The following is a 9,531-nucleotide window of genomic DNA, read 5'->3' as shown; positions in this document are numbered from 1 at the left end:
CGATCTGTTTGTGAAATATATATTTTGAAATATTTTTAACTTTAGTTGTAGATGAAAATAGATTCGGAAAGTGGGGAAATAACAAACCTAATATTTCGTAGCGAAATACTAGGTTAGCCAAATCACGATTAAAACGATCAACTTTGGGCTTCTGAACGATTAATATCGAGATAAAATACTTTGGTGAGTAGGTCAATAAACTTATGAACAGCAACTGAATTTGAGTTCTTTCTGTAACTGACATAAAGATCCAGATAGGGAAGTTCCACTTCCAAAGGGCGAATGACTGTATTGCTCATTGTTAATGGTGCAATATAACCAGGCAAGATCGTACATCCCAATCCCATACCTATTGAATTGATATTGAACAATATATTGTCTGCTTTTTGCACAATATTAAATTCAATATTATTAGATTTTGCGAATTCAAGAATTGTATCATGCAGAGTCAATGATTGTTCTGCAGCAGGAATAATAAAATCTATTCCATTCAGGGCCTTTACAGGAATCCGATCATATTTTGCTAGTGGGTGGTCTTTTGGCAAAATAAAAATCAATGGTTCTCTAAGAACAAATTTGCTTTCAATTTCATCACTATGGAAATTGTGTCGGGTGAAGCTGATATCCAGTTCACCTTTCTTTAAGGCGCGCATCTGTTCTGTATTATTCTGGCTTAAAAGTTCAATTTTTAAATCAGGATTTTGCACTCGCAAATTCGGCAAAACATATGGAAAAACCTTCATTTCCGCTACAGGGACAAATCCAATACGAAGCAATTGCTGTTTGGCTTTCGAGACCTGACGAGCCATGGCAACTGCCTTGTCGGCTTGAGCCAGTGTCAGGCGAGCCTGTTCAAGAAATACAGCCCCTTCTTCAGTGAGCTCAACTTTACGTTTTGTTCTATGAAGAAGTTTTACACCGACATCTTCCTCAAGATCTTTAATTTGTTGACTTAATGAGGGCTGTGCTGTGTATAACTTTAAGGCTGCCTTACTAAAATTGAGCTCTTCAGCTACTGTGATAAAATATCGAAGGTGGCGTAATTCCATATAAAACCGTCCAAAGACTAATCCAAAAAATGTCTTACTTGACATTTAGCTCGAGTATAATCGATAAACAACAATTACGTGAAGATTATTGTATCATTTCGAAAATAAATGATAAGTGTGGAGCGAATCTTTACTATATAGAAAATAACTTTGTTAATTATTCAAAAAACTTCTTAATTGAAACAAAATAAATATTTCCCTAAAGCTCATTTGAACAGCGATCATCAATAAAAGTTGATTTGTATTGTGACCCCACGTTTGTCGCAGGAGAGCTTTCATGAGTGGAAAAATTGATGTGCGTGAAATCGATGCTTTGGTCGATGCACAAAATGGACGTATCTCGCCATCTATCTATACAGACCCAGATCTATACGAGTTAGAACTTGAACGTGTATTTGGTCGTACCTGGTTGTTTCTTTGCCATGAGAGCCAAATTCCTAAAGCTGGGGACTTTTTCAATACATACATGGGTGAAGACCCAATTATTGTAGTTCGTCAAAAAGACGGATCAATCAAAGCATTATTAAATCAATGCCGTCACCGTTCTATGCGTGTGAGTTTCGCAGACTGCGGTAATACACGTGCATTTACTTGTCCATATCACGGCTGGTCTTATGGTACTGATGGTTCACTAAAAGATATTCCTCTAGAAGATCGTGCTTTCCCGCATGGTGCTTGTAAAGAAAAATGGGGTCTTGTTGAAGTGAACCGTGTTAAAACCTACAAGGGTTTAATTTTCGGTTGCTGGGATGAAACAACTCCTGATCTTGAAGAATACATGGGTGATATCGCTTGGTATCTTGATGGTGTTTTAGATCGTCGTCCAGGTGGTACACAAATCATTGGTGGTGTACACAAGTGGGAAATCGAGTGTAACTGGAAGTTTGCTGCTGAACAGTTTGCTTCTGACCAATATCATGCATTGTTCTCACATGCGTCTGCTGTACAGGTACTTGGTGCAAAACCAGATGATGAAGCATCTAAACAACTAGGTGCAGCCCAAACATCTCGTCCAGTCTGGGAAACAGCAAAAGATGCGCTTCAATATGGTCAACGTGGTCATGGTTCAGGTTTCTTCTTTACAGAAAAGCCAGATGCGAACGTTTGGGTTGATGGTGAAGTCGCAAACTATTTCCGTGAAACCTATGAAGAAGTAAAAGAGCGTTTAGGTGAAGTCCGTGCTTTACGTCTTGCTGGCCATAACACAATGTTCCCGACACTTTCTTGGTTAAATGGTACTGCTACTTTACGTGTATGGCATCCACGTGGTCCAAACAAAACTGAAGTTTGGGCATTCTGTATTGCTGATGCTGAAGCACCTCAAGAGGTTAAAGAGGCTTTTGAGCGGTCTGCAACACGTGCTTTTGGACCTGCAGGGTTCCTTGAGCAAGATGACTCTGAAAACTGGGTAGAGATTCAAAAAGTTCTTCGTGGTTATAAAGCACGTAATAACCGACTCATTATGGAAATGGGTTTGGGGAATGAAAAAGTACGTGAAGATGGTATTCCTGGCATTACCAACTATATTTTCTCTGAGACAGCGGCACGTGGTATGTATCGCCGTTGGGCTGATTTGCTGATTCATGAAAAATGGGAAGATGTAGAAAAAGCGGCAGAAGCATATGAGAAGGAGCTTGTGAAATGAGTTTGGTGAGTTTAGAACTGCAACACGAAATCAGTCAGTTTTTATACAAAGAGGCAAAACTTCTGGATGACTGGAAATTTCGTGATTGGCTAGATGTTTTAGCCGATGATATTTCTTATACCTTGCGTACTACGCCAAATGCACAAACACGTGATCGCCGCCGCTCAGTTGAACCACCGACTACCTGGGTATTTAACGACGATAAACATTTGTTAGAACGTCGTGTCGCTCGCCTTGAAACTGGTATGGCTTGGGCGGAAGAACCTCCATCACGTACTACACATATGGTAAGTAATATCATTATTGAGCCGACTGAAACAGAAGGTGAATATGATGTACACGTGACTTATTTGCTTTACCGTACGCAAAAAGAAAAAGATATCACGATTTATGTTGGCAAGCGTTTAGACAAGATTCGTAAGGTTGAAGGTGGCTTAGGCTGGCAAATCTTTAATCGTAAAATTATCTTAGACCAAGTGACTTATAGCTCACATAACTTGAGTGTATTTTTCTAATGAACAAAATTTTTGTATGTCAAATCGACGAATTGGATGAAGGCGAAGCACTTAAAGTTGACTGTAATGTTGGCGGTATTGATGCTTTGGCTGTGTTCAACAATGGTGGTGAGTTCTTTGCAATGAATGACCGTTGTTCACATGGTAATGCCTCTATGTCAGAAGGTTATCTGGAAGATGATGGCACTGTAGAGTGTCCTCTTCATGCATCACGCTTTTGTTTGAAAACAGGTCAATCGTTGTGTTTACCTGCAACAGACCCGATCCAGACATTTCCAGTTGTTGTTGAAGATGGTGCTTTATACGTACAAATGGAGGCTTAAGCATGGGCTGGCTTGAAGGTGAAGTTGCACTGATTACAGGCGGTGGTTCAGGGCTTGGCTTGGCTTTGGTTGAGCGCTTTTTAGATGAAGGCGCACATGTGGGTGTATTACAACGCTCACAGTCTAAAGTTGATGCCTTGAATAAACGTTTCGGTGACAAAATTGTGACGGTCGCTGGTGATGTTGCCAACTTTGCTGACAATGTCCGTGCAGTAAATGCCACAGTTGAACGGTTTGGCAAGCTGGATTGCTTTATTGGCAATGCTGGAATCTGGGATCACTACGCTGACATAGTACATATGTCAGGTGAGCAGTTAGATAAAGCTTTTGATGAAATTATGGGGATTAATACCAAATCTCTTATTCTGGGTGCGAAAGCAGCTCTGGATGCATTAATAGATTCTAACGGTTCTATCATATTTACTTTGTCTAATTCCGCATTGTATTCGGCAGGCGGAGGTCCGATCTACACTGCATCTAAGCATGCTGGTGTCGGTGTTATGAAAGAACTGGCTTATGAGCTTGCTCCTAAAGTACGAGTGAATGCAGTTGCTCCATCAGGTATGAATGTCAATATTAAAGGTGCTGCATCATTAGGTCAGGAAAATCTTGGTCTGCTTGATGCACGTGATCCTGAGAAAATTGCTCGCGGTATGCCTTTAAACTTCTTACCTGAACCTGAAGATATGACAGGTTCATATGTATTACTTGCATCTCGTCAAAATAACCGCCCACTTACAGGTGTTCTCATCAATGCCGAATGTGGTTTGGGTATTCGTGGTCTTCGTCAACCTCGCGCTGGTTTTTTTGACGAATAACTGCTTGTTATTTAAAGGACTATACAAGGCAGCCTTTAAATGCTGCCTTCGTTTTGGAGTCAGATATGGCCGTTAAACTTATATGTGCATCGCATAGCCCTTTAATGGAATTTGCGTCACCACAAGACAGCAGCAAAGAACAAAAAGTTCGGGCTACCTTTGCAAAGCTTGCTGAAGAAGTCAAAACTTATAATCCAACTCTCATCATTTCTTTTGGTCCAGACCATTTTAATGGATTCTTTTATGACCTGATGCCTAGCTTTTGCGTAGGTATTCGTGCAACTGCGGCTGGTGACTGGGATTATGGTCCGGGCGAAATCAATGTTCCAGAAGAAACAGCACTCAATCTAGTACGTAAAGTTTTAGATGAAGGTGTTGATGTTGCATATTCGTACCGGATGCAAGCCGATCATGGTGTTACCCAGCCTTTGCATTTTTTATGCGATGGTCAATTAAACCGTTATCCAACGATTCCAGTATTTGTAAATGGTGCAGCGGCTCCAATGCCAACGACCAAACGGACTATTGCTTTAGGTCGTGCAGTTGGCCAGTTTATCAAATCTTTAAATCTTGAAAATGAACGTGTTTTAGTAATCGGAACTGGAGGTTTATCCCATGATCCTCCAACCCCGCAAATGGGCTCAGTACCACCAGAAGTTGAAGAGTTTCTAATCTGTGGTCGTAACCCGACTCCAGAATCACGTGCAGCACGTCAAGCCAAGATCATTTCTGTTGGGCAACGTCTGGCTGCAGGGGATAAAACAGTATCTGTCCCATTAAATCCAGAGTGGGATTTAGCCCTTTTGGAAAAATTTAAAAATGCAGATTTTGCTGCACTGGAAGCAATGACTGAAGCTGAGATCCGTAAAGAAGGCGGTCGCGGTGGTCAGGAAGTTCGTTCATGGATGGCAGCTTTTGCTGCATTTGCTGAACTGGGCGAGTATGAAATGACAACACTTTGTTATGAAGCAATCAGTGAATGGATTGCTGGCTTTGGTATCGTTTCTGCTGAACTGAAAAACTAAGGAAAATATTATGAGCGCTCAAACCATCATCATTGTCGGAGCTGGTCAAGCTGGTGCCAGCGCCATTTTAGAACTTCGTGCAAACAAGTATGAAGGCAAAATTATTCTGGTGGGTGATGAGAGTCATCTGCCTTATGAACGTCCGCCTTTATCTAAAGATGTGATTTTAAAACCTGAAGATACCAAGATCGAAATTTTGTCAGAACAAAAACTGGCAGATTTAAATGTTGAAGTGATTCGAGGTAATGGTGTTAAAAAGATTAACCCAGAAGATCACACTGTTGAGCTAAAAAATGGTGAAGTTCTGGCATATGATAAGTTGCTTCTGGCAACTGGTGGTTCAGCGCGCCGTCTGCCGGATCTGGATGCTTTGGGCAAACATGTTTATACCTTACGCAATTTGGAAGACTCTCAAGCTCTGGTTCCAGTATTGCAGGCAGGCAAGCGTATTATCCTCATCGGTGGTGGTGTTATTGGTCTTGAACTTGCGTCATCAGCACGTTTTAAAGATTGTACTGTAACGGTAATCGAGCAGGGTTCTATGGTTATGGGGCGGACTTCTCCTGCGGTATTAAGTGAGTTTCTGCTTGAGCAACATCGTGCCAAAGGTATCGATGTACGTTTAAATACCAAAGTTGTTAATGCTGAGCTTCGCGGTGAGGAAGTCGTGATTAGTCTGGAAAGTGGTGAAGAACTAATCGCAGATGCTGTGATTTATGGTATAGGTATTGTTCCAAATGCTCAGCTTGCAAGCGATGCCGGTTTAGATGTTGATTTCGCTGTAAAAGTTAACGAAAACTGCCAAACTTCAAATCCCGATATTTACGCAGCAGGTGATGTTGCAACACAACTTCGTGAAGATGGTCAATATCGCCGTGTCGAAACTTGGGAAAATGCCAATAATCAGGCCGGGATTTTTGCCCGTCATGTGATGAATGTCGAACATCCTAAAGCCAATCCATCATGGTTTTGGACAGACCAACTGGATATCAATTTTCAGTTTGTCGGTGACATGACGGCGAAAGACTGGCATGTTCGTGGTGACATGGACTCAGGTAAAGGTACAGATTCTTCATTTGTGATGTTTGGTGTCAATGATGGGCAGGTTGTTGCTGGTATCACTGTAAACTCAGCCAAAGATATGCGTCATCTGAAAAAAATGATTGCAAAAAATACAGCTTTTGAAATTGAAAAACATCTTGATACCTCACTTGATTTAAAGAAAATTGTCTGATTGATTTATTGTTGTTTGAAAGGGTTTGTGGCTTAGCTACAAACCCTTTTTGTTTTCATTATTGATATGTTTCACATGAAACAATAGTTGAATATTTACATAAAATAACTAAGGGGTATGATTTGTCACACAAATGACTTGTCCACTTACTATATTTGAAAAATTTGTTCTATTGCTGATGCTGTCTGAGTTGAGATAAATTTGATCGAGCAATCGGACAACAAAAATGTAAACAAAACCGTTGCCAAGATTCGTTAATATGGGCGAGATCAAAATTAAAAATAAATCCGAGTTTTTGATCAAGAATATTAGGACCTGTTTTTGAATGGCGGAAACAAATAAACTGGTCGTCTATGCAGCATTAGCAGGCAATTTAGTCATTGCACTGGTGAAGTTCGTAGCGGCTTATATTACCAATAGCTCAGCAATGTTGAGCGAGGCGATACATTCAGTGGTTGATACACTGAATGAAATATTGCTGCTTTATGGATTGAAAAAATCCCAGCAGCCTGCCGATTATAAACACCCATTTGGTTACGGACGTGAACTCTACTTTTGGGCATTTATTGTTGCTTTAATGGTTTTTGCTTTGGGTGCTTTGGTTTCGATCTATCAGGGTATTCAGCACATTCGTTTCCCTGAAGCGACCGTATCACCTTTGGTCAACTATGTGGTGTTAGGGATCGCTATTGTATGTGAAGGTACTTCATGGTTGATTGCCTTAAAGACGTTCAAAAAGAACAAGGGTAAATTAGGGTACTTTGAAGCGTTTAGGCGCAGTAAAGACCCAACTACTTTTACTGTTTTATTTGAAGATTCTGCTGCGCTGATTGGTTTGCTTATCGCTTTACTTGGAATCTATTTATCACATGCCTTGAATATGCCGATGCTAGATGGCGTTGCTTCAGTTTTCATTGGTATCGTTTTGGCGATTTCTGCATTTTTATTGGGTAGGGAGACTAAAGGATTATTACTCGGTGAAACAGCAGGACCTAAATTAAGACATAATGTTCTTTTGATTGCTCAGAATGACCCAGCTGTAGAGTCTGCAAATGGTGTATTAACTGAGCAAATGGGTGCTCATCAGGTTATTGCTTCTTTGAGTCTGGAGTTTAAAGATGGTTTGACATCAGATGATATTGAGACTTGCGTGAACCGGATTGAGACCAGAATAAAAGAAATTCATCCCGAGATAGTGGCGCTATTTATTAAGCCGCAGACACAAAAAGTGTGGCTAGAGAGAATGAAAGGACGTTTAGAGCAGTAATGTCGAAAGAATTGCGCTATGAAAACGAGCAAAGCAGCTCGCAAGATGCTGAAATAACTGAAATGAAAGACAAGCATTTACCTTTACCAGATCAGTCTTTGCAATATCAGATTAAAACTGAAGAATGTATGTCGCATATTTGGTCGAAACCACGTGCCTATACGCCACATACACCAAATCATAATGGTCTGCGTTTTGTAAATGAAATCAAGAAGCCAGAAGGACGTAGTCGGAAAGATTTGTTCAGATGGCTGTTATTTCGGAAGTCCTATACGTGGAATGTCGACGAAAAAAAGGAATATGCTGAGTTTTTTGCTGTTAAAAAAGCATTACCGCAAAATCGTCCGAACGCTGATTTGAATGATTGGCAGGTATGGTTTGTTGGACATGCCACAGTGTTGATCCAGATAGGCCCTTATAACTTTTTGACAGATCCGGTTTGGGCAGAACATGTGAGCCCAAAGCAAGGCCGTGGTCCCAAGCGTGTTTGTCCAGCAGGTATCGCTTTGGAAGATTTGCCCGATATTCATGCTGTCTTACTCAGTCATAATCATTATGACCATATGGATATTGCAAGCTTAAGATGGCTGAATGATAAGTTTAAAATGCCGATCTATACAGGACTCGGCAATGCTTATTATCTTCCTAAAGAATTTCGTGTCATTGAAATGGATTGGTGGCAGTCCGCGTTAATTCATGATTTAAAACTGGTATACACTCCCGCACAGCATGGCTCTGGTCGCGGCTTACGTGATCAAAATTATGCGCTTTGGGGAGGATTTTCCATTCTTTCCGAGTATGGACATTGTTTCTTTGCGGGTGATACAGGATACTCTCCACACTTTAAAGAAATTCATCATCGTTTAGGTGTACCGCGTGTAGCGTTATTGCCTATAGGTGCCTATGAGCCACGCAGATTGATGCGCTATATGCATATGAACCCTCAAGATGCTTTTCAGGCACATATGGATCTAAATGCAAAACGTTCACTGGCTATCCATTATCGTACTTTTCAACTGACTGATGAAAAACGGGATCAGCCAGAGCATGATTTGGCACAAGCCATGAAAAAGTCATCAAAGTTGCTCAACCCGTTCTATTGCGTACGGGAAGGGCGCAGACTAATTGTCTGATAGATAGATTGTTCTAATTTATTTGAAAATAAGGTTCAATTCATTGAACCTTATTTTTTATGTTACTTCTTAACAAGCCTTGATTTTAATGAGCCGAAGAGCAACTAGGGATAATATTGCCATAGAGACATTCATCACAAATGGATTGAAAGCATAAGCATAATATTGAGGGTAAACAATCAAGACCAGAATACTGAATCCTAACATTCCCAAAATATTTAAATAATGTAGAAATTTAAATTTTCCAAGGTAAAGAAATAAAAGCCCAAAAATAATTTCAGCAGTTCCCATGACATTGATCATGGGATACATAATAGATTCTTCAATATGAAAAAAATGCCAGAAGCGTTGTTCATCTGCGGCTTTAAATAAAATTTTAGGAACCAAACCTTGATAGATCCACAAAATGGTGAGTGAAATGTTGATGATAAAGAGTGGTTTTTGCATTTGCTGATTGATATCCACAGTGTATTTATCCCGAAGCTATTATTATTTACAAATGATTTAAGCAATATGTTGAGT

Annotated in this window: 10 protein-coding genes; 8 read left to right on the top strand and 2 right to left on the bottom strand. The window is 40.3% G+C overall.

The window, feature by feature from the left end; translation table 11 throughout:
• Window positions 1-137: 137 nt before the first annotated feature.
• Complete coding sequence (hcaR, locus tag KPC_RS14710; protein WP_121975114.1) at window positions 138-1,049, bottom strand: DNA-binding transcriptional regulator HcaR; 912 nt, start codon at window positions 1,047-1,049, stop codon at window positions 138-140.
• A 277-nt stretch (window positions 1,050-1,326) separates the two neighbouring features.
• On the opposite strand from hcaR, the gene hcaE reads away from it, so the two are divergent.
• The 8 genes from hcaE (at window position 1,327) to KPC_RS14670 (ending at window position 9,009) form a co-directional block, all read left to right on the top strand.
• Window positions 1,327-2,694, top strand: coding sequence for a 3-phenylpropionate/cinnamic acid dioxygenase subunit alpha (hcaE, locus tag KPC_RS14705; protein WP_121975113.1), 1,368 nt, complete (start codon window positions 1,327-1,329; stop codon window positions 2,692-2,694).
• Window positions 2,691-3,209, top strand: a complete 519-nt coding sequence (gene hcaF / locus KPC_RS14700) for a 3-phenylpropionate/cinnamic acid dioxygenase subunit beta (protein ID WP_121975112.1) — start codon at window positions 2,691-2,693, stop codon at window positions 3,207-3,209. The genes hcaE and hcaF overlap by 4 nt, the downstream gene beginning before the upstream one ends.
• On the top strand, window positions 3,209-3,532 hold the full coding sequence (hcaC, locus tag KPC_RS14695) for a 3-phenylpropionate/cinnamic acid dioxygenase ferredoxin subunit (protein WP_121975111.1): 324 nt from the start codon (window positions 3,209-3,211) through the stop codon (window positions 3,530-3,532). The genes hcaF and hcaC overlap by 1 nt, the downstream gene beginning before the upstream one ends.
• Before the next feature lie 2 nt (window positions 3,533-3,534).
• Window positions 3,535-4,350, top strand: coding sequence for a 3-phenylpropionate-dihydrodiol/cinnamic acid-dihydrodiol dehydrogenase (hcaB, locus tag KPC_RS14690; RefSeq protein WP_121975110.1), 816 nt, complete (start codon window positions 3,535-3,537; stop codon window positions 4,348-4,350).
• A 65-nt stretch (window positions 4,351-4,415) separates the two neighbouring features.
• Window positions 4,416-5,375 carry a 3-carboxyethylcatechol 2,3-dioxygenase gene (locus tag KPC_RS14685; protein WP_121975109.1) on the top strand — a complete coding sequence of 320 codons (960 nt, stop codon included), beginning with the start codon at window positions 4,416-4,418 and terminating at the stop codon, window positions 5,373-5,375.
• Window positions 5,376-5,385: 10 nt separating this feature from the next.
• The gene (gene hcaD / locus KPC_RS14680; protein WP_121975108.1) at window positions 5,386-6,609 is read left to right on the top strand and encodes a 3-phenylpropionate/cinnamic acid dioxygenase ferredoxin--NAD(+) reductase subunit; all 1,224 of its coding nucleotides are present in this window, start codon (window positions 5,386-5,388) and stop codon (window positions 6,607-6,609) included.
• A gap of 325 nt (window positions 6,610-6,934) precedes the next feature.
• Window positions 6,935-7,876 (top strand): cation diffusion facilitator family transporter, encoded by a 942-nt coding sequence (locus KPC_RS14675; protein WP_121975107.1) that lies wholly within the window; start codon window positions 6,935-6,937, stop codon window positions 7,874-7,876.
• Between the two features lie 62 nt (window positions 7,877-7,938).
• Window positions 7,939-9,009, top strand: a complete 1,071-nt coding sequence (locus tag KPC_RS14670) for an MBL fold metallo-hydrolase (protein ID WP_407641992.1) — start codon at window positions 7,939-7,941, stop codon at window positions 9,007-9,009.
• A gap of 69 nt (window positions 9,010-9,078) precedes the next feature.
• Here KPC_RS14670 and KPC_RS14665 read toward each other — a convergent pair whose 3' ends face one another.
• Window positions 9,079-9,474 (bottom strand): DoxX-like family protein, encoded by a 396-nt coding sequence (locus KPC_RS14665; RefSeq protein ID WP_228212276.1) that lies wholly within the window; start codon window positions 9,472-9,474, stop codon window positions 9,079-9,081.
• Window positions 9,475-9,531: the final 57 nt, after the last annotated feature.

Origin of the sequence: Acinetobacter stercoris (assembly GCF_900323515.1) — a bacterium.
GTDB lineage: Bacteria > Pseudomonadota > Gammaproteobacteria > Pseudomonadales > Moraxellaceae > Acinetobacter > Acinetobacter stercoris.
Note: the sequence above shows the minus strand (reverse complement) of the source record. Positions and strands in the feature narration are given on the sequence as shown.

What these genes read in the sequence shown, in the direction of transcription:
- hcaR (WP_121975114.1), bottom strand. Translation starts at nt 1,049, where the DNA reads ATGGAATTACGCCACCTTCGATATTTTATCACAGTAGCTGAAGAGCTC.
- hcaE (WP_121975113.1), top strand. Translation starts at nt 1,327, where the DNA reads ATGAGTGGAAAAATTGATGTGCGTGAAATCGATGCTTTGGTCGATGCA.
- hcaF (WP_121975112.1), top strand. Translation starts at nt 2,691, where the DNA reads ATGAGTTTGGTGAGTTTAGAACTGCAACACGAAATCAGTCAGTTTTTA.
- hcaC (WP_121975111.1), top strand. Translation starts at nt 3,209, where the DNA reads ATGAACAAAATTTTTGTATGTCAAATCGACGAATTGGATGAAGGCGAA.
- hcaB (WP_121975110.1), top strand. Translation starts at nt 3,535, where the DNA reads ATGGGCTGGCTTGAAGGTGAAGTTGCACTGATTACAGGCGGTGGTTCA.
- KPC_RS14685 (WP_121975109.1), top strand. Translation starts at nt 4,416, where the DNA reads ATGGCCGTTAAACTTATATGTGCATCGCATAGCCCTTTAATGGAATTT.
- hcaD (WP_121975108.1), top strand. Translation starts at nt 5,386, where the DNA reads ATGAGCGCTCAAACCATCATCATTGTCGGAGCTGGTCAAGCTGGTGCC.
- KPC_RS14675 (WP_121975107.1), top strand. Translation starts at nt 6,935, where the DNA reads ATGGCGGAAACAAATAAACTGGTCGTCTATGCAGCATTAGCAGGCAAT.
- KPC_RS14670 (WP_407641992.1), top strand. Translation starts at nt 7,939, where the DNA reads ATGAAAGACAAGCATTTACCTTTACCAGATCAGTCTTTGCAATATCAG.